Below are 17,467 nucleotides of genomic sequence, written 5' to 3'. Positions count from 1 at the left end.
CTTACTTGCCTGGAATCTTCGATGCTGGCGTACCACCAAAAGAGCTTTTTGATCGTCGATGATTTCTCGGACTTCCGCAGTTCGGTGCGTTCGATGCTGCGTGAGCTGGGCGTCAAGGATGTAGACACCGCCGACACTGGCGAGCAGGCCCTGCGCATGTGCGCGCAGAAGCGCTACGACTTCATCCTCCAGGACTATCACCTGGGCGACGGCAAGAAAAACGGCCAGCAGGTGCTCGAAGACCTGATGCTGGAAAAGCTCATCAGCCATGAGAGCGTGTTCCTCATGGTCACCGCCGAGAGCAGCCAGGCCATGGTGCTCAGTGCCCTGGAGCATGAGCCCGATGCCTACCTGACCAAGCCTTTCAACCGCTCCGGTCTGGCCCAGCGCCTGGAGCGCCTGCAGCAGCGCAAGACGTTGCTCAAACCCATTCTCCAGGCCCTTGACCGGGGCAAGCCGGTGGAGGTGCTCAACGCCTGCATCGCCCTGTGCAAGCAGGACCCGCGTTATGCGCCGTTGTGCTTGCGCTACCGCGCCGATGCCCTGCGCGACATGCATCAGAACGAGGCCCTGGAGCGCCTGTACAACAGCATCCTGGCGGACCGGCCGCTGCCCTGGGCCTACGTCGGGCTGGGGCGCCTGCTGTTCAAGCGCGGGCAGGTTGGCGAGGCCAAGGCGGTTTATGAAAAGGCCTTGAAGGCCTTTCCGATGATGCCGGGCCTCTACGACGGTCTGGCAGAGGTGCTGGTAGCCGAAGGCGATACCCAGCGGGCCCAGAACGTGCTGGAAGAGGCGGTGCGCCTTTCTCCCCTGGCCGTGCGGCGCCAGGCATTGCTGGGCAAGCTGGCCATGGCCAACGAAGACTTTGACAGCGCCTCCCGGGCTTATCGCCAGGCGGTGTCCCAGGGCGCGCAGTCGCGTTTCAAGGACCCGGAAAGCAACCTCGGGCTGGCCCATGCCCTGATCAGCAAGGGCAGCGAGAGGGGCCTGGACACGCGCACCCGACTGGAAATCAACCAGACCCTGAGTGCCGTGGCCAAGGAGAATCCCACTGACCCGGGCCTGCAGATTCGCGCGCGGCTGATGAAGGCCACGAGCCTGTTGCTCAATGATGCCGAGACCGCGGAAAAACTCACCGAGCAGGCGTTGCTGCGCCTGGACGGCATGGAGCAGTTCATGAGCCCCGAAGCGGCGCTGCTGGTGGCCAAGCAACTGCAGATGCTGGGGCAGGCCAGTGCCGGTGCTTCGATGCTCAAGAACTGTGCGGAGATCTATGGTGATGATCCGAAGGTCATGCAGAACATCGCCAAGCTGACCGACGACCCGACTATCCTCAGTTCTTCCAATGCCGCCGCCGATATCAACCGTCAGGGCGTGCGCAGCTACAAGGGCGGCAACCTCGTGGAAGCGCGGGAGTTGTTCCGCAAGGCCCTGGCCATGCAACCGAAGAACATCAGTATTGCCCTGAACATGGCCCAGTCGCTGCTGCACGGCGCCGACGCCAATCCGGACGCGGCACTCCTGGAAGAATGCCGGGCGTGCCTTAAATTGGTGGGCATGATGCCCGATACCGACGCGCGTTATCCGCGCTATCAGAAGCTGCGAAGCAAGGCGTTTGGCCAATGATCGAAAAGCAACAGGCGCTCGACTTTTCCACGGTGATCGCCTCCACCGTACATGACATGAAGAACTCCCTGGCCATGCTGATGCAGGCTCACGCCCAGTGGCTGGCGCGCTTGCCCGAGCAGCAGAATGCGCCAGAGCAGGGGGTGATCGACTATCAGTTCGCCCACCTCAACGGCATGCTGGTGCAACTGCTGGGGCTATACAAGCTGGGGATCAACCAGCTGCCGTTGCAGCCGGCCTACCACGAACTGGATGACTTCATCGAAGCGCAACTGGTGAGCCACCAGGACGTGTTCAAGAGCCGTGGCATTTCCGCCGCCTATGAAGTCGATCCGCTGAGCCCCCTGGGGTTCTTCGATCGTGAGCTGATCGCCTCGGTATTGGCCAATTGCATCAACAATTCCATTCGCCATGCACGTCATGCCCTGCTGATCAGCGTCAGTGATGAGGAAGGGCAGGTGGTGCTGTCCATCAACGACGATGGCGAAGGCTATCCCCAAGGGATGATCGAGCGTCAGGCCGACTATGTGCAGGGCATCAATCAAAGCAGCGGCAGCACCGGGCTGGGCCTGTACTTTGCCGGGCGCATTGCCGAATTGCATCAGCGCAATGGCGTGTGCGGCCACACTCGGATCAGCAATGGCGGCCCATTGGGCGGCGGGTTGTTCAAGCTCTACTTGCCCTGAGCCACGAGTGGTTGAAGGTGTGCCTCGCCCAGTTGCCGCCCGGCCAGGGCCAGGCATTCCAGAAAGGTTGCCAGTGCGACCTTGGGTTCCTGGCCCTGGCGGGTGATGCAGTGAAAGTGCGAGCGGTAGGCCAGGCGCTCGGGTAGCAAGGCGCGCAGTTGGCCCTTGGCCACCCAGGCCGCTGCATAGTGGCTGGGCAGGTAACCCAGGTAGGTGCCGGAGAAAATCAGCGTGGCGATGGCCTCCATGGCGTAGGCGCTGACGCTCTGGTTGAAGTGCAGGTCATGGGGACGCTGGTGTTCCGCCATGTAGCCCCGGCTCACATAGTCGGCGGCGCAGATTTCTTCCAGGGTCAGTGTTTCGTCGGTGCGCAGGAACAGCGGATGGCCGTTGGCGCAGTAGAGGTTCTGTTCCTCCTCGAACAGGTGCTGATAGTGCAACCCCGACAGTTGATGGTGGAAAGCGCCGATGGCCAGGTGCAGGCGTTCGTCGAGCACGGCCTGTTCCAGTTCGTCGGGGCGCATCAGGTGCAGGTTCGGCCGTACCTGGGGCAGGCGCCGGCGCAGATGGCCCAGGGCCAGGGACAGGGGGGCATAGGGCAGGCTGATCAGGCTGTCGACACTGCCGATCTGCAACTGCTCGCGGGTGATGGGGCCGAGGCGGTTGGCGTGCTGGCGAAAGCGCTCGATGTCGGCGAACAGCAATTGTGCTGCCTCGAACAGCTCCTGGCCCTGATCGGTCAGCTGAAATCCGCTGCTACCGCGCCTGCACAGGGAGTAGCCCAGGCGCTCCTCAAGGTCCCGGACCACCACGCTCAGTCGCGACAGGCTGGTGTTGAGCCGTGCCTGGGCTGCGGTGAACCCGCCGGCATCAACGATGGCGCAGAACACCCGCAGCATCCGCAAATCAATATCGGCCAGGCTTCCCAGCATGGGCGCTCCCTCAAGTTGGCGTAGGCGACGTGCCGAGCCTACTCCCTTGTCCTGATTGATGGACACCATGGACCTGTAACAAGGCTGGCGGCCTGCTTGCCCCGCCAGTGGGGGCAGGGCCGGGGATTTTACTCGCGCCTGCTTGAAATCCTGAACGGGTGGTGCGTATTTTGTACGGGTCGCCGTTCGCGGCTCGTATAACAACAAGGATTGAGTCATGACAACCGATGGCCACAGTTCACTCGCCGAGCGATTGACGGGCATTGATGAGATCGAATGTGTCACCGCGGATCTGAATGGCGTGCCGCGGGGCAAGGTAATGACCGCCGAGGGATTCCTCGAAGGGCGGCGCTTGCAGATGGCGCGGGGGGTGCTGCTGCAATGCATCATGGGCGGTTATCCGCCAGCACGTTTCTACGGCAGCGACGACGGCGACCTGGCGCTCAATGCCGACCCCCGGCAGATCCACCGCCTGCCCTGGAGCGAAACGCCCAGAGCGCTGGCCATCTGTGACGCCGATGAGCTCAGCGGCGAGAGTTCGCGGCTCTCCACTCGTGGGCAGCTCAAACAGGTAATCGCCCGTTATGCCGCCCTGGGCCTGGCGCCGGTGGTGGCCACCGAGCTCGAGTTCTTCGTGTTTGCGGCCAATGACGATCCAGCGCAGCCCTTCCGGCCGCCGGTCGGCCTGGATGGGCGCCGGGAGGAAGGCTATTCGGCGTTCAGCGTGAGTTCCAACAATGGTCTGCGGCCATTCTTCAAGGAGGTCTACGAAGGCATGGCCGCCTTGGGCCTGCCCCGCGATACCTTCATGCACGAGATGGGCGTCAGCCAGTTCGAAATCAACCTGTTGCACGGTGACCCGCTGTTGTTGGCGGACCAGACCTTCCTGTTCAAGCACCTGCTCAAGGAGGTGGCGCTCAAGCACGGCCTGATCGTGGTCTGCATGGCCAAGCCCTTGGCTCACACGCCGGGCAGCTCGATGCATATACACCAGAGCCTGGTGGAGATGGGTAACGGCCGTAACGTTTTCAGTGACGACGCCGGGCAACCTACGGCGATGTTCCGGCATTTCATTGGCGGCCTGCAGGCCGGCCTCGCCGACTTCACCGCCTTGTTCGCCCCCAATGTGAACTCCTATCAGCGCTTGTGTCATCCTTACGCTTCGCCGAACAATGCGTGCTGGTCCCACGACAACCGGGCCGCTGGCCTGCGGATTCCCGCCAGTTCACCGGTGGCGCGACGGGTGGAAAACCGTCTGCCGGGGGCGGACGCCAATCCTTATCTGGCGATCGCCGCGAGCCTGGCAGCAGGTTTGCATGGCATCGAGAACGAGTTGGAGCCAACCGCTGCCATCCAGGGTGAGTTCGAAGTGCCGGACAATCTTTCGTTGCCCTGTACCTTGCATGCGGCCCTAGAGCGTCTGAAACGTAGCCAGTTGGCCAGGGAACTGTTCGGCAACGAGTTCATCGAAGGCTACATTGCTTCGAAGACCATGGAGTTGACCAGTTTCTTTGATGAAATTACTCCCTGGGAGCGGCGTGTGTTAGCGGCCCAGGCATAACCGAACCGTCGCTGGTCGGGCTCTGGTTTGCCGGGGCTCGATACCTCATTCAAGGAGCCGCTCGGAACGCCGATGCGCCAAATCTGGAAATCCTTTCGAGCGCTTTATTTCGCGTCGCTGATGATGCTGATCGGTTCTGGCCTGCTCAGCACTTATCTGGCCCTGCGCCTGGCCGCCGATCATGTCGACGGGCTATGGGTGGGGGCCTTGATGGCAGCCAACTATTTCGGCCTGGTTTTGGGGGGCAAGCTGGGGCACCGACTGATTGCCCGGGTCGGGCATATCCGTGCCTACGCCACCTGTGCCGGGATTGTCGGCGCGGCAGTGCTGGGCCACGGCCTGGTGGACTGGTTGCCGGCCTGGCTAGTGCTGCGGATGATCGTGGGCCTGGGGATGATGTGCCAGTACATGGTCATCGAAAGCTGGCTCAATGAGCAGGCCGACGCCAAGCAGCGCGGGCTGGTGTTCAGCGGCTACATGATTGCCTCTTACCTGGGCCTGGTGCTGGGGCAGTTGATACTGGTCATGCACCCGGCCCTGGGCCTGGAGCTGTTGATGCTGGTGGCGCTGTGCTTTGCCCTGTGCCTGGTGCCGGTGGCCATGACGCGGCGCATTCACCCGGCACCCTTGCGCCCTGCACCCATGGAGCCGCGCTTCTTTATCAAGCGTGTACCGCAATCGCTGAGCACGGTACTGGGTTCGGGGCTGATCGTCGGTTCGTTCTACGGTCTGGCGCCGCTCTATGCCTCGCAGCAGGGCTTGAGCACCGAGCAGGTGGGTCTGTTCATGGGTAGCTGCATTTTCGCCGGGCTGGTGGTGCAGTGGCCGCTGGGCTGGCTGTCCGACCGCTATGACCGGGCGCTGCTGATCCGCTGTTTTGCCTTGTTCCTGGCGGTGGTGGCCCTGCCCCTGGCGATCCTGCCTTCGGTGCCGCTGGAGGTCCTGTTTGTTCTGGGCTTCCTGTGTTCCCTGGTGCAGTTCTGTCTCTATCCGCTGGCGGTGGCGTTCTCCAATGACCATGTGGAAGGGGACCGGCGGGTCTCGCTGACGGCGATGCTGCTGGTGACCTATGGCGTGGGTGCGAGTATTGGCCCATTGGCGGCAGGGGTGCTGATGAAGTTGTTCGGTAGCCAAATGCTCTACGCCTTCTTCAGTTTTTTTGCCCTGGTGCTGGTCTGGCGGATTCGGCCGAAGGCCGTGACCAATCTGCATCAGGTCGACGATGCGCCACTGCATCACGTGGCGATGCCGGACAGCATGTCCAGTTCACCGTTGGTGGCGGCTCTGGATCCGCGGGTGGACGAACAGGTGGTTCAGGATCAGATGCAGAGCGCGCCCGTGCCGGAAGCTGCGCCTGATGAGCCTGCACCAGATACCCCGCAGGCTGCGGACGAACCGCCTGCAGAGGAATGCGCCCGGGAACACCTCAGCGGGGCCAGGCCTTAGGCGCAAAAAAACGGGCAGTTGCCGCAAGGCACTGCCCGTTTTCATTGATGCCTTTGAATCAGAGGTCGTCTTTATCGAAGCGCCGCGCTTCACGCTGCAGTTGATAGACGAAGCGTTCGACCTGGCGCTGTACCAGGCCGCTCATGTTGTGGAAGCGTACGCCGGCAAAGGTGGTGTCGATGCGTTCTTCGTGGTGCAGGTAGCGCAGTTCCACCGGGGCCGTCATGCTGCCGAAGGGCAGGGCGGCGATAAAGCGCTCGTAAACCTGGCCCAGTTGCAGGCGTGAGGAAATATCGCCGTCGAAACGCAATTTGCAGCCGGTGGCGGAAATGTCCAGTAGCTTGCCGGTGAGGGGCGACTTGAGTTTTTCGCCGCTCAGTTCGATGTCTACCAGTTGTGCCAGCTTGAGGGCGGCACGAAAGGCGTTGCGGCGCTGGTGGTATACCACTTCGTCCGGCAGGGTGGCGCGGTAGCAGCGACCGCCGTTGGATTCGTCGAGGGTGGGCAAGCCGTTGCTTTCCCAGGCGATGCGTACGCCTTCATGAAAGCCTTCTACGCGAAACGGCTCGCCTGCGAGCAGGAAGCGTTCACCGTCGCGGGGAATCATTTCGTCGAGGGCGATCATGTTGCTATCGCGGTCCACTTCCACCAGATAGCTTTGGAAGCGCTGGCTACGCTCGTGGAAAGTGATGATCAGCGGGTCATGGCTCTCTTGCAGCAACCGCAGGTTGGAAGAGATCTCCAACGCAGTGGTGAGCACCTTGGGTGGCTGCGGAGTATCTTCCGCATTTGAGGCGTTGAACACGGTTCATCAATCTCCAGACAAAATACAACTACACGCAGGAGCCAGCATTTTGCCAGCATGTTTCACGGCTTGGTAGCGCGCGCTCATTTTTTGGGATTAAGCCTGACTGAGTGGGCGTGGCTTCGCAAGCATTGAGGTAGAGCCGCGGGCGTCGTATAGGGCAGGAGGTTCGCCACCATTGAGGATTTTCAGCTGGTTGGCGGTGGTGGCCTGTTGGATCTGGATCGAGCGACCATTGAGCTCGTTGGCAGCTTGGCACTCGGCAAGCAATTGGGTCAGGACATTGCTCTGTTCGAGCAACTGCGCGCCCAGGCTGGAGTGGCTGGCCAGTTGCTCGAGTCCCTCGCGGTTGGTCGGTAGGTTCAGGCTGGCAAGAATTTGCGTGCGCTTACGGCCATGCTGTTCCAGCAAAATGACCAAGGCTTGCTTCTGCGCCAGGATATCTTCCAGCAGCGGCATGTCGCGGCCGTGGAGGGCGATAGACTCGGCGCGTAGCAGCTCCAGCAAGTGTTGCGCTGGAGCAAGGTCATCGTTGATCAATTGCAGTAGGTTGGTGTCGTGCATGGCTGGCCTTGGGGATTAAGCGTCCAAAAGCCTGGCGCAAGCCTGGGGCTAGCGCTGGGCTTCGAAGTTAAGCAGTTTGCTGGCTACGCGGTTGCTGTCGACCTTATAGCTGCCATCGGCAATCGCTTGCTTCAACTCGGCCACCCGGGCTTTGTCGACGGCAGGCTGATCGCGCAGCTTGTCAGTGACTTTCTGCAACTGTTGAGCCTCATTGCTCAGGTGTACCGATTCCCCGCTTTTGCTGGTTTCGGCGGCGGTTGTCAGCGGCGTGGATTTGCCGGCATCACCGGTTTCCTTGCTGGTGCTGGTACGCGTACTGCCTGTCAGTGAAGGGGAGCTGTTTAAACGGCTGAAGTCGATGACCATGATGAAGTAAACCTCTGGGTATTTGGACGCTTGCCATGTTTTCGGCCATACCCTGAAAAACTTTAGGCTCGATTGTCGACAAACCAGGTCAGGTATCTGCGACCCTTTATCGACCACAGTTTAGGGAACGCACGGGTTGAGCGCCAGCTATCTACATGGCCACTTCCACTTGCCCTGGCGCCGTGATGCGGGCCTTGATCACCCGTTGCGAATTGAGGTTCTTGACCCGGATCTGTTCGCTCATGCCGCCGTTGGACAGCGCCTCGCCCGGCATCCGCACATTCAGCGTGCCGCTGCGTGCCGAAATCACCACTTGATCGCCCTTGCGCACGACTTCCGCCTGCTCCAGATGGGCCAGGGTAACGAGCTGGTCGGCGACCATTGGTCGGACAAGTTTCTGACCAATGGCTTGGTCCACTGAGGTGAGATAGCCCTGATTGTTCTGGCTGATGTCCCGTTCGCGCAGCACCACGTCTTCCGGTTCGATGATGCCGGCGCGCTTGAGCGGGCGCGCAGTGGTGACCACCTCGCGAAACAGCTTGACCTGCGCCGGCACGAATACCGTCCATGGCGAGGCGCCTTCGCAGCGCACTTTGACGGTGACCCGCCCCAGCGGTTGAGCCGGGCTTTCCAGGTTGGCTGTCAATTCCTTGTCGCAATTGGGCATGCGCATGCGCGGGTCCAGTTGGTTGACCTGGATTTCATAGCGACCTTCCGTTTGACTGGTGGCCAGGTAGTCTTCTACCGTGAATTCAAGAAACCCTTGAGTGACGCCGATAAGAAGATCAGGCAGGGTGACCGAATCAGCAACGGCAGGGTTGCCGGGGTTTAAAATGCACAGAGCCGACAGCCCGTACAGCAAAGTGCGGTAGCGGGATGTCAGGCGTCGGAAAAATGTCGTTTTGGCGTTCATAACAGTTAAAAAGCAAGCGCCGTGCCGTTTAGCAATGAGCGTGCGTCGGATCTTAAAGCTTTGGGGAGTCTGGGCATGGCTGGTGTAATGGATTCGGTGAACCAGCGCACGCAATTGGTTGGGCAGAATCGACTAGAGTTGTTGCTGTTCCGTCTGGACGGTGGGCAGCTCTACGGGATCAACGTATTCAAGGTTCGCGAGGTGCTGCAATGCCCTAAGCTGACCCTGATGCCCAAATCCAGTCCTGTGGTGTGCGGTGTCGCGAATATACGAGGGGCGACCATTCCGATCCTGGATCTGGCAATGGCCACGGGTTCTGGTGGCCTGCAGGACCAGAGCAATCCGTTCGTCATCATCACTGAGTACAACACCAAGACCCAGGGTTTCCTGGTGCGCTCGGTGGAGCGCATCGTCAACATGAACTGGGAAGAGATCCATCCGCCGCCCAAGGGGACCGGACGCGATCACTACCTGACGGCGGTCACTCGGGTGGACAACCAGTTGGTGGAAATCATCGACGTGGAGAAGATCCTGGCGGAAGTCGCGCCGACCTCGGAGGCGATCTCGGCAGGAGTGGTGGATGTCGAAACCCAGCACAAGGCTGTTTCCCTGCGGGTGCTGACCGTCGATGACTCGTCGGTGGCACGCAAGCAGGTCACCCGTTGCCTGCAAACCGTAGGTGTCGAGGTAGTGGCATTGAATGATGGTCGGCAAGCGCTGGATTACTTGCGCAAGCTGGTGGACGAGGGCAAGAAGCCGGAAGAGGAATTCCTCATGATGATTTCCGACATCGAGATGCCCGAAATGGACGGTTACACCCTCACGGCTGAGATACGTAATGATCCACGCATGCAAAAGCTGCATATCATCCTGCATACTTCGTTGTCAGGGGTGTTCAATCAGGCGATGGTGAAGAAGGTCGGTGCCGATGACTTCCTTGCCAAGTTCCGCCCTGATGACCTGGCATCCCGGGTAGTCGACCGGATCAAAGCAGCAGATCACAGCTAAGGGCACTCGCCCTGGCGGACATAAGATTTAAGAGGCGGCAGCATTGTCTACGGGTAATTTGGATTTTGAACAGTTCCGGGTCTTCCTGGAAAAAGCCTGTGGTATTTTGCTCGGGGAAAATAAGCAATATCTAGTCTCGAGCCGTCTCAACAAACTGATGGAGCAGCAAGGGATAAAAACCTTGGGTGAGCTGGTCCAGCGGATTCAGACCCAGCCCCGCAGTGGTTTGCGCGAGATGGTCGTGGATGCCATGACGACCAACGAAACCTTGTGGTTTCGCGACACCTACCCATTCGAGGTGTTGAAGAACAAGGTGCTTCCCGAAGCCATCAAGGCCAGCCCCAACCAACGCTTGCGCATCTGGTCGGCGGCCTGTTCGTCGGGGCAGGAGCCCTACTCGCTGTCGATGTCCATCGATGAGTTCGAGCGTAGCAACATGGGGCAGTTGAAGATGGGGGTGCAGATCGTTGCCACTGATCTGTCCGGGACCATGCTCAACAACTGCAAGACCGGTGAATATGACAGCCTGGCAATTGGGCGTGGCCTGTCGGCCGAGCGCCTGCAGCGTTACTTCGACCCCAAGGGGCCGGGGCGTTGGGTGGTCAAGGCGCCGATCAAGAGCCGCGTGGAGTTCCGCTCGTTCAACCTGCTGGACAGTTACGCCAGTCTCGGCAAGTTCGACATCGTGTTCTGTCGCAATGTGTTGATCTACTTCTCGGCGGAGGTCAAGAAGGACATCCTGATGCGCATTCACAGCACCCTGAAGCCTGGCGGCTACCTGTTCCTGGGGGCTTCCGAAGCCCTCAATGGGCTGCCGGATCATTATCAGATGGTGCAATGCAGTCCGGGCATCATCTACCAGGCCAAGTAGCCAGCAGATCGTCGTACCTAAAAAGGAGGCCATAGGGCCTCCTTTTTTGTGCCTGCGATTATCTGGCGCGCCTGGCTGAAAGCGGCAGGGTGGTTGCCGCTTTGCCGGTGTTTCGCGGAAATCCGTTGCCGCTTTTCTGGCATTGCCGCCTTGCCGTCGCCGGCAAACCCTTGAAATACGGGGGTTGATGACTTGGCACGCAGCTTGCTATATCCGAGTTACGAAAAATCAGGTCACCCAAAGGTTTCCGCCATGAGCATCAGCTTCGATAAAGCGCTCGGTATCCATGAACAGGCCCTTGGCTTTCGCGCCAAGCGTGCCGAAGTTCTGGCCAACAACATCGCCAACGCCGATACCCCGAACTACAAGGCTCGGGACCTGGACTTCTCTGCCGTGCTTGCCGAGCAGAATCAGAAGGCCCAGAACGGTACCTTCGCGTTGAACATGACCAACAACCGGCATATCGAAGCCCAGGGCTTGAGCAGTGGTGATGAATCGCTGCTGTATCGCACCCCGATGCAACCTTCGATCGACCAGAACACCGTGGACGCCCAGCTGGAGCAATCGAGCTACGCGCAGAACTCGGTGGATTTTCAGGCCAGCTTCACGCTGCTCAACAGCAAATTCAAAGGGCTGGTAGCAGCCCTGCGCGGAGAGTAATCCATGTCCCTCGCCAGTGTTTTCAATATTGCCGGTAGTGGCATGAGCGCCCAGACCACCCGTCTGAACACCGTCGCCAGTAACATCGCCAACGCCGAGAGCGTCTCGTCGAGCATCGACCAGACCTACCGCGCTCGTCACCCGGTGTTTGCCACCATGTTCCAGGGTGCGCAAAGCGGCGGCAGCGACTCGCTGTTCCAGAACCAGGACGCTGCCGGCCAGGGCGTGCAGGTGCTGGGTGTGGTCGAAGACCAGAGCAACCTCGAAGCTCGTTACGAGCCGAACCATCCCGCCGCTGATGCCAAGGGTTATGTCTACTACCCCAACGTCAACGTGGTGGAAGAAATGGCCGACATGATTTCTGCCAGTCGTTCGTTCCAGACCAATGCTGAAATGATGAACACCGCCAAAACCATGATGCAGAAGGTCCTGACCCTGGGTCAGTGATAAGGGGCGAAGACCATGAGCGTTACTGATACCACCAACGCCCCATCCCTCAAGGATATCCTGGCGAATTCGTCGAAAACGACGAGCAATACCAGCGCCGACGGCCTGGCCGCGGCGACCAACAGCGCCACCGGCAAACAGAGCCTGGGCAAGGACGCATTCCTCAAGCTGCTGGTAACCCAGCTGAACAACCAGAACCCGCTGGATCCGCAGGACAACAGTGCGTTCGTTGCGCAGTTGGCGCAGTTCTCCACCCTGGAAGGCATCACCACCCTCAACTCCTCGGTGAATGCGATCACGGGTAACTACAAGTCTTCCCAGGCCTTGCAGGCTTCGTCCCTGGTGGGGCGCTCGGTCATCGTGCAGACCGGCACTACCCAAGTCGACACCAGCAAGAGCATGACCGGCTCGGTCACCGTGCCATCCAGCGTGAACTCGGTCACCGTGACCGTCACCGACAAGGACGGCAATACCGTCAAGACCATCGACATGGGCAGCCAGAAGGCCGGCAACGCCAGCTTTGTCTGGGACGGCACCAAGACCGACGGCACCAAGGCGGATCCGGGCAACTACACCTTCAAGGCCAGCACCACCATCGATGGCAAGGGCACTGATCTGATCACCTACCTGCCGGCCACGGTCAATAGCGTGACCATCAGCCAGACCGGCGGCGAGTTGATGTTGAACCTCGCCGGCATGAGCAGCCCGATTGCCCTGTCCAAAGTACAAACCATTGGTATCTAGAGCCGACTAACCGGCACAAGGAGTGGAATATGTCTTTCAATATCGGCCTTAGCGGTCTCTACGCTGCCAACAAACAGCTGGACGTTACCGGCAACAACATCGCCAACGTCGCTACCACCGGCTTCAAATCCTCCCGTGCGGAGTTCGCCGACGTCTATTCGGCCACCAAGCTGGGCAGCGGCACCCAGGTGATTGGTAACGGTGTGCGCCTGGCCAACGTTTCCCAGCAGTTCACCAACGGTGATATCAACAACACCGGTAATGTGCTGGACATGGGCATCCAGGGCCAGGGCTTCTTCGTGCTGAGCACCAACGGCTCCCTGACCTACACCCGTGCCGGTACCTTCAAGACCGACAAGGAAGGCTACATCACCAACAGTGACGGCACTGCCCGCCTGCAAGGTTATGCGGTCGATGCCAACGGCAAGATCATCAACGGTGTGCTGACCGACCTGCGGATCGATACTTCGAACCTGGCGCCAAAGCCAACCGACTCGATCTCCTCGACGATCAACCTGAACTCCGATTCGACGCCGATCGATGTGGGTGCGACCACTCCGGCCTATGTGTTCAATCCGACCGACAACACCACCTACACCAAGCAGTTCAGCACGCCTGTGTATGACACCCAGGGCAACAAGCACGTCATGGATCAGTACATGATCAAGACGCCGAACGCCAATGAGTGGCAAACCTACACGCTGATTGATGGTCGCAACCCGGACGGTACTGCATTCACCATGGCCAACCAGTCGCCGATCACCATGAAGTTCGACTCGTCGGGCAAGCTCAGCAGCATGACCCCGCCAGCTGCGCCTGGGACCACGCCGTATACCATTACCGGTAACAGCATTGTCATGTCGGCTGCGGCCTGGACCCCGGGTACCGTCACTAACGGCGTGTTCACTCCCAATGGCGCCAAGGCTGCACCTAACGGTGTCAGCATCGACATGACCAAAACCGGTTCGGTGTTTGGCGAAAGCACCCGCTCGGTGATCGCGCAGAATGGCTACTCCACTGGCCAGATCAGCAGCCTGACCATCGACGGCACTGGCGTGATGCTGGCCAACTTCAGCAACGAGCAGACCAAGCCGATCGGTCAGATCTCCCTGGCCAGCTTCACCAACGAGCAGGGCCTGCAGCCGGTAGGTGGCACTCAGTGGAAAGAGACCTATTCGTCCGGTATTCCAGGTTATGACGCACCGAAGACTGGCACCCTGGGGGCGATTCAGTCCAACTCCCTGGAAGAGTCCAACGTCAACCTGACCAACGAACTGGTAAACCTGATCAAGGCCCAGAGCAACTATCAGGCGAACGCCAAGACCATCTCCACCCAGAGCACCATCATGCAGACCATCATCCAGATGACCTGATGCTGGTTGGCTGAAACGCTTTACGAAAAGCCCCTCCTCGAGGGGCTTTTTTGTGCCTGTTCGATAGTGCTGTTCGCTCTGCAAGAACCGCTGCCGCAGGGGCTGGCTTGTCAGCGAGGGTGCTCTCGGTGCAGTGCAAGGCTTCGGGGCTCTTCGCTGGCAAGCAGGCTTCTGCAGCTTTGTTGCGGGCAAAAGAAAACCCCCGATAAACCGGAGGTCTATCGAGGGTTGGGGCAGGTGCCCGCAGGCACCTGTCGGCTCAGCTTATTGGCAAGCTTCGCAATCCGGCTCGTCGATGGCGCAAGCCTTAGGTACAGGAGCTGGACCGGCTGGAGCCGCGAGGACCGAGTCGTCACCGTGGTTGCCGCCGCTGGAAACAGCGTTCAGCTTGCCGGTGTTGATGGTGGACTTCTCGGTGCTGGTGGCGGCCAGGGCGCGGAGGTAGTAGGTGGTTTTCAGGCCACGGTACCAAGCCATGCGGTAGGTCACGTCCAGCTTCTTGCCCGAAGCGCCGGCGATGTACAGGTTCAGCGACTGAGCCTGGTCGATCCACTTCTGGCGACGGCTGGCGGCGTCGACGATCCACTTGGTTTCCACTTCGAAGGCAGTTGCGTAGAGCTCCTTGAGCTCCTGCGGGATGCGCTCGATCTGCTGTACCGAACCGTCGTAGTACTTCAGGTCGTTGATCATGACCGAGTCCCACAGGCCGCGAGCCTTCAGGTCGCGAACCAGGTACGGGTTGATCACGGTGAATTCGCCCGACAGGTTGGATTTCACATAGAGGTTCTGATAGGTCGGTTCGATCGACTGCGACACGCCGGTGATGTTGGCGATGGTGGCGGTCGGTGCGATGGCCATGATGTTGGAGTTACGAATGCCTTTCTGTACACGGGCGCGAACCGGTGCCCAGTCCAGGGATTCGTTGAGGTCCACATCGATGTACTTCTGGCCGCGGGCTTCGATCAGGATCTGTTGCGAATCCAGCGGCAGGATGCCCTTGGACCACAGCGAACCCTGGAAGGTCTCGTAGGCGCCGCGCTCGTCGGCCAGGTCGCAGGAAGCCTGGATTGCGTAGTAGCTGACCGCTTCCATGGACTTGTCGGCGAACTCGACGGCTGCATCGGAGCCGTAGGCGATGTGCTGCAGGTACAGCGCATCCTGGAAGCCCATGATGCCCAGGCCGACCGGACGGTGCTTGAAGTTGGAGTTCTTCGCCTGTGGCACCGAGTAGTAGTTGATGTCGATCACGTTGTCGAGCATGCGCACGGCAGTGTTCACGGTGCGTTGCAGCTTGGCGGTATCCAGCTTGCCGTCGACGATGTGGTTCGGCAGGTTGATCGAGCCCAGGTTGCAAACTGCGATCTCGTCCTTGTTGGTGTTCAGGGTGATCTCGGTGCACAGGTTCGAGCTGTGGACCACGCCCACGTGCTGCTGCGGGCTGCGCAGGTTGCACGGGTCCTTGAAGGTCAGCCATGGGTGGCCGGTCTCGAAGAGCATGGACAGCATCTTGCGCCACAGGTCTTTGGCCTGGACGGTCTTGAACAGCTTGATCTTGTTGTACTCGGTCAGGGCTTCGTAGTACTCGTAGCGCTCTTCGAAGGCCTTGCCGGTCAGGTCGTGCAGATCAGGCACTTCCGATGGCGAGAACAGGGTCCACTTGCCGTCGTCGAAGACGCGCTTCATGAACAGGTCGGGGATCCAGTTGGCGGTGTTCATGTCGTGGGTACGACGGCGGTCATCACCGGTGTTCTTGCGCAGCTCGATGAACTCCTCGATGTCCATGTGCCAGGTTTCCAGGTAGGCACAGACAGCGCCCTTGCGCTTGCCACCCTGGTTCACGGCTACCGCGGTGTCGTTGACCACTTTCAGGAAAGGCACGACGCCCTGGGACTTGCCGTTGGTGCCCTTGATGTAGGAGCCCAGTGCACGTACCGGAGTCCAGTCGTTGCCCAGGCCGCCGGCGAATTTCGACAGCATGGCGTTGTCGTGGATGGCGCCGTAGATGCCCGACAGGTCGTCCGGAACGGTGGTCAGGTAGCAGCTCGACAGCTGTGGACGCAGGGTGCCGGCGTTGAACAGGGTCGGGGTGGAAGCCATGTAGTCGAAGGACGACAACAGGTTGTAGAACTCGATGGCGCGGTCTTCACGCTGTTTCTCTTCGATTGCCAGGCCCATGGCCACGCGCATGAAGAAGATCTGTGGCAGTTCGAAACGCACGCCATCCTTGTGGATGAAGTAGCGGTCGTACAGGGTCTGCAGGCCCAGGTAGGTGAACTGTTGGTCGCGCTCGTGGTTGATCGCCTTGCCGAGTTTTTCCAGATCGAACTCAGCCAGTACCGGGTTCAGCAATTCGAACTCGATACCCTTGGCGACGTAGGCCGGCAGCGCCTTGGCGTACAGCTCGGCCATTTCGTGGTGGGTGGCGCTTTCGGCTACTTCGAGGAAGCCCAGGCCTTCGGCACGCAGGGTGTCCATCAGCAGGCGGGCAGTCACGAACGAGTAGTTCGGCTCGCGCTCGACCAGGGTGCGGGCGGTCATCACCAGGGCGGTGTTGACGTCTTTGAGTGCCACGCCGTCGTAGAGGTTCTTCAGGGTTTCGCGCTGGATCAGGTCGCCGTCGACTTCTTCCAGGCCTTCGCAGGCTTCGCTGACGATGGTGTTCAGGCGGCCCATGTCCAGGGGCGCGAAGCTGCCATCGGTGCGGGTGATGCGGATCGAAGGGTGGGCTTGTACCGGCTCTTCGCTGGTGGAGCGGGTGGCCCGTTCCTTGGCGCGGGAGTCACGGTAGATCACGTAGTCGCGGGCGACTTTCTGCTCGCCAGCGCGCATCAGGGCCAGTTCGACCTGGTCCTGGATCTCTTCGATGTGGATGGTGCCGCCCGAAGGCATGCGACGCTTGAAGGTTGCGGTGACCTGTTCGGTCAGGCGCGCCACGGTGTCGTGGATTCGCGACGAGGCAGCGGCGGTGCCGCCTTCAACTGCGAGGAACGCTTTGGTGATCGCGACGGTGATCTTGTCATCGGTATAAGGAACGACAGTGCCGTTACGCTTGATCACGCGCAATTGGCCGGGTGCGGTAGCAGACAGATCCTGAGTGGAATCGGCGGCCTGCGGCGCATTGGCCTGCGGGTTCTCGCGAGTTGTGTCGGTTTGCATGGGTGTCTCCACGTTCTCTATGTTTGTTTGGGCACCGTTTGGGTGCCCACCGTTCCGTCCTGAAGCACTACAGCCGGCAGAGGCCGGGCATAACGACTTCGGGACAGTTCAGGAAGGGGGCTATAGGCGCCGCTTCCATGCCGAAGTCATGGGTGCCGAGCCGGGGCTCGGCACCTTATTCCTGGTGGGTGACAGTCTTGTTGCTGCAACACCCGTACCGCTTTCTCCTGGACAGGGTGGAAAACGATGCCATCCGCACGCGCGGTCTTGGTCTTCTGAAACAGCGATTGGTTCCACCAAACGGGGCAA

The 17,467-nt window shown here is 60.2% G+C and carries 16 protein-coding genes; 10 read left to right on the top strand and 6 right to left on the bottom strand.

Annotation, left to right across the window (positions count from 1 at the left end):
• Positions 1–21 precede the first annotated feature (21 nt).
• On the top strand, positions 22–1,626 hold the full coding sequence (locus tag BLS75_RS09335) for a tetratricopeptide repeat-containing response regulator (RefSeq protein ID WP_011062754.1): 1,605 nt from the start codon (positions 22–24) through the stop codon (positions 1,624–1,626).
• Positions 1,623–2,312 carry a sensor histidine kinase gene (locus BLS75_RS09330; protein ID WP_011062753.1) on the top strand — a complete coding sequence of 230 codons (690 nt, stop codon included), beginning with the start codon at positions 1,623–1,625 and terminating at the stop codon, positions 2,310–2,312. Before BLS75_RS09335 ends, BLS75_RS09330 begins: the two co-directional genes overlap by 4 nt.
• On the opposite strand, the gene BLS75_RS09325 is transcribed toward BLS75_RS09330, so the two are convergent.
• A complete protein-coding gene (locus tag BLS75_RS09325; protein WP_072450707.1) occupies positions 2,300–3,244 on the bottom strand; it encodes a LysR family transcriptional regulator in 945 nt (314 codons plus the stop codon). The two genes, BLS75_RS09330 and BLS75_RS09325, sit on opposite strands and share 13 nt — an antisense overlap.
• Before the next feature lie 319 nt (positions 3,245–3,563).
• Between BLS75_RS09325 and BLS75_RS09320 the strand changes: the two genes are divergently transcribed.
• Positions 3,564–4,805, top strand: coding sequence for a glutamine synthetase family protein (locus BLS75_RS09320; RefSeq protein ID WP_169892267.1), 1,242 nt, complete (start codon positions 3,564–3,566; stop codon positions 4,803–4,805).
• 72 nt (positions 4,806–4,877) lie between these two features.
• Positions 4,878–6,251, top strand: coding sequence for an MFS transporter (locus BLS75_RS09315; protein WP_072450706.1), 1,374 nt, complete (start codon positions 4,878–4,880; stop codon positions 6,249–6,251).
• A 58-nt stretch (positions 6,252–6,309) separates the two neighbouring features.
• On the opposite strand, the gene BLS75_RS09310 is transcribed toward BLS75_RS09315, so the two are convergent.
• From BLS75_RS09310 to flgA, 4 genes are all read right to left on the bottom strand, one after another.
• Complete coding sequence (locus BLS75_RS09310; RefSeq protein ID WP_072450705.1) at positions 6,310–7,056, bottom strand: flagellar brake protein; 747 nt, start codon at positions 7,054–7,056, stop codon at positions 6,310–6,312.
• Positions 7,057–7,152: 96 nt separating this feature from the next.
• Positions 7,153–7,620, bottom strand: coding sequence for a flagella synthesis protein FlgN (locus BLS75_RS09305; protein ID WP_011062748.1), 468 nt, complete (start codon positions 7,618–7,620; stop codon positions 7,153–7,155).
• Between the two features lie 48 nt (positions 7,621–7,668).
• Positions 7,669–7,986, bottom strand: coding sequence for a flagellar biosynthesis anti-sigma factor FlgM (gene flgM, locus BLS75_RS09300; protein ID WP_011062747.1), 318 nt, complete (start codon positions 7,984–7,986; stop codon positions 7,669–7,671).
• Between the two features lie 151 nt (positions 7,987–8,137).
• On the bottom strand, positions 8,138–8,899 hold the full coding sequence (gene flgA / locus BLS75_RS09295) for a flagellar basal body P-ring formation chaperone FlgA (RefSeq protein ID WP_072450704.1): 762 nt from the start codon (positions 8,897–8,899) through the stop codon (positions 8,138–8,140).
• 75 nt (positions 8,900–8,974) lie between these two features.
• Between flgA and BLS75_RS09290 the strand changes: the two genes are divergently transcribed.
• From BLS75_RS09290 to flgE, 6 genes are all read left to right on the top strand, one after another.
• Positions 8,975–9,907 (top strand): chemotaxis protein CheV, encoded by a 933-nt coding sequence (locus BLS75_RS09290; protein WP_011062745.1) that lies wholly within the window; start codon positions 8,975–8,977, stop codon positions 9,905–9,907.
• Between the two features lie 43 nt (positions 9,908–9,950).
• On the top strand, positions 9,951–10,778 hold the full coding sequence (gene cheR / locus BLS75_RS09285; RefSeq protein ID WP_011062744.1) for a protein-glutamate O-methyltransferase CheR: 828 nt from the start codon (positions 9,951–9,953) through the stop codon (positions 10,776–10,778).
• 252 nt (positions 10,779–11,030) lie between these two features.
• A complete protein-coding gene (gene flgB, locus BLS75_RS09280; RefSeq protein WP_011062743.1) occupies positions 11,031–11,438 on the top strand; it encodes a flagellar basal body rod protein FlgB in 408 nt (135 codons plus the stop codon).
• A 3-nt stretch (positions 11,439–11,441) separates the two neighbouring features.
• The gene (gene flgC, locus BLS75_RS09275) at positions 11,442–11,885 is read left to right on the top strand and encodes a flagellar basal body rod protein FlgC (protein ID WP_011062742.1); all 444 of its coding nucleotides are present in this window, start codon (positions 11,442–11,444) and stop codon (positions 11,883–11,885) included.
• A 15-nt stretch (positions 11,886–11,900) separates the two neighbouring features.
• Positions 11,901–12,629 carry a flagellar hook assembly protein FlgD gene (gene flgD / locus BLS75_RS09270; protein WP_011062741.1) on the top strand — a complete coding sequence of 243 codons (729 nt, stop codon included), beginning with the start codon at positions 11,901–11,903 and terminating at the stop codon, positions 12,627–12,629.
• Positions 12,630–12,658: 29 nt separating this feature from the next.
• Positions 12,659–14,002, top strand: coding sequence for a flagellar hook protein FlgE (gene flgE, locus BLS75_RS09265; RefSeq protein WP_072450703.1), 1,344 nt, complete (start codon positions 12,659–12,661; stop codon positions 14,000–14,002).
• 264 nt (positions 14,003–14,266) lie between these two features.
• Here the strand turns inward: flgE and BLS75_RS09260 are convergent, their stop codons facing one another.
• Entirely contained in the window at positions 14,267–17,158 is a 2,892-nt protein-coding gene (locus BLS75_RS09260) for a ribonucleoside-diphosphate reductase subunit alpha (protein WP_072450702.1), read from the bottom strand.
• Positions 17,159–17,467: the final 309 nt, after the last annotated feature.

It is taken from the genome of Pseudomonas sp. NFPP12 (assembly GCF_900103205.1).
Lineage (GTDB): Bacteria > Pseudomonadota > Gammaproteobacteria > Pseudomonadales > Pseudomonadaceae > Aquipseudomonas > Aquipseudomonas protegens.
This window is presented reverse-complemented; position numbering and strand designations above follow the sequence as displayed.

Bases quoted from the DNA above. Each gene is read 5' to 3' on its own strand.
- BLS75_RS09260 (WP_072450702.1), bottom strand. From the start codon at position 17,158: ATGCAAACCGACACAACTCGCGAGAACCCGCAGGCCAATGCGCCGCAG.
- flgE (WP_072450703.1), top strand. From the start codon at position 12,659: ATGTCTTTCAATATCGGCCTTAGCGGTCTCTACGCTGCCAACAAACAG.
- BLS75_RS09330 (WP_011062753.1), top strand. From the start codon at position 1,623: ATGATCGAAAAGCAACAGGCGCTCGACTTTTCCACGGTGATCGCCTCC.
- flgC (WP_011062742.1), top strand. From the start codon at position 11,442: ATGTCCCTCGCCAGTGTTTTCAATATTGCCGGTAGTGGCATGAGCGCC.
- BLS75_RS09320 (WP_169892267.1), top strand. From the start codon at position 3,564: ATGACCGCCGAGGGATTCCTCGAAGGGCGGCGCTTGCAGATGGCGCGG.
- BLS75_RS09315 (WP_072450706.1), top strand. From the start codon at position 4,878: ATGCGCCAAATCTGGAAATCCTTTCGAGCGCTTTATTTCGCGTCGCTG.
- flgD (WP_011062741.1), top strand. From the start codon at position 11,901: ATGAGCGTTACTGATACCACCAACGCCCCATCCCTCAAGGATATCCTG.
- BLS75_RS09325 (WP_072450707.1), bottom strand. From the start codon at position 3,244: ATGCTGGGAAGCCTGGCCGATATTGATTTGCGGATGCTGCGGGTGTTC.
- BLS75_RS09335 (WP_011062754.1), top strand. From the start codon at position 22: ATGCTGGCGTACCACCAAAAGAGCTTTTTGATCGTCGATGATTTCTCG.
- BLS75_RS09305 (WP_011062748.1), bottom strand. From the start codon at position 7,620: ATGCACGACACCAACCTACTGCAATTGATCAACGATGACCTTGCTCCA.
- flgB (WP_011062743.1), top strand. From the start codon at position 11,031: ATGAGCATCAGCTTCGATAAAGCGCTCGGTATCCATGAACAGGCCCTT.
- flgM (WP_011062747.1), bottom strand. From the start codon at position 7,986: ATGGTCATCGACTTCAGCCGTTTAAACAGCTCCCCTTCACTGACAGGC.
- flgA (WP_072450704.1), bottom strand. From the start codon at position 8,899: ATGAACGCCAAAACGACATTTTTCCGACGCCTGACATCCCGCTACCGC.
- BLS75_RS09290 (WP_011062745.1), top strand. From the start codon at position 8,975: ATGGCTGGTGTAATGGATTCGGTGAACCAGCGCACGCAATTGGTTGGG.